The sequence below is a fragment of the Pleomorphomonas sp. NRK KF1 genome (assembly GCF_023721755.1).
GTDB lineage: Bacteria > Pseudomonadota > Alphaproteobacteria > Rhizobiales > Pleomorphomonadaceae > Pleomorphomonas.
The window spans coordinates 1,661-2,958 of the sequence record NZ_JAMDLH010000016.1; the positions used below are offsets into that span (position 1 = coordinate 1,661).

1 rRNA gene (cut by a window edge) is annotated in these 1,298 nt (G+C 54.2%); it reads left to right on the forward strand.

Features of this window, described 5'->3' with window-relative positions:
- The first annotated feature begins 57 nt into the window (after positions 1 to 57).
- Positions 58 to 1,298, forward strand: a 23S ribosomal RNA gene (locus M4J39_RS22740); it runs 1,674 nt beyond the window's last position.

Below are 1,298 nucleotides of genomic sequence, written 5' to 3' on the forward strand. Positions count from 1 at the left end.
AAGCGGTCGGGTCTTGCAGACGGACTTCTGCGAGGGATGGGCATGGGTAATGAGAGCGATCAAGTGACGTAAGGGCATCTGGTGGATGCCTTGGCGCTGAGAGGCGATGAAGGACGTGGTACGCTGCGATAAGCCATGGGGAGCTGCGAACAAGCTTTGATCCGTGGATTTCCGAATGGGGGAACCCATCTTCAGCGAACAGTGATCAGTTGGCAGTCGAAAGCGCGCCCGGCAGGGAAAGCGGCTCGGCCAAGCTGCCATCCGGTTACTGTTTGCGATAATGAAGATATCTAGTCCCTGAATCCATAGGGGATTAGAGGCGAACGCAGGGAAGTGAAACATCTAAGTACCTGCAGGAAAGGACATCAACCGAGACTCCGCAAGTAGTGGCGAGCGAACGCGGACCAGGCCAGTGGTCAGTCGAGTTAAAGCAGAACGGTCTGGAATGGCCGGCGTTAAGGGTGACAGCCCCGTATGTGTAGATGCTTGACTGATCCTTGAGTAAGGCGGGACACGTGCAATCCTGTCTGAACGTGGGGGGCCCACCCTCCAAGCCTAAGTACTCCTCAGCGACCGATAGCGAACCAGTACCGTGAGGGAAAGGTGAAAAGCACCCCGACGAGGGGAGTGAAATAGTACCTGAAACCGGATGCCTACAAACAGTCGGAGGCTGCAATGCTGACGGCGTACCTTTTGTATAATGGGTCAGCGACTTAGTCTGTCGAGCGAGCTTAAGCCGTTAGGTGTAGGCGCAGCGAAAGCGAGTCTGAACAGGGCGTTCAGTTCGACGGATTAGACCCGAAACGAGGTGATCTAGTCATGAGCAGGTTGAAGGTGCGGTAACACGCACTGGAGGACCGAACCCACGCCTGTTGAAAAAGTCGGGGATGACTTGTGACTAGGGGTGAAAGGCCAATCAAACCTCGAAATAGCTGGTTCTCCGCGAAATCTATTTAGGTAGAGCGTCGGATGAATACCTCGGGGGGTAGAGCACTGCATAGGCAAGGGGGTCCTACAGACTTACCGATCTTAAGCAAACTCCGAATACCCGAGAGTACTATCCGGCAGACACACGGCGGGTGCTAACGTCCGTCGTGAAGAGGGAAACAACCCTGACCATCAGTTAAGGTCCCGAAGTCACGGCTAAGTGTGAAACGATGTGGGAATCCCAAAACAACCAGGATGTTGGCTTAGAAGCAGCCATCATTTAAAGAAAGCGTAACAGCTCACTGGTCTAGACAAGGGTTCCTGCGCGGACAATGTAACGGGGCTCAAGCCGTGCACCGAAACTATGGGTG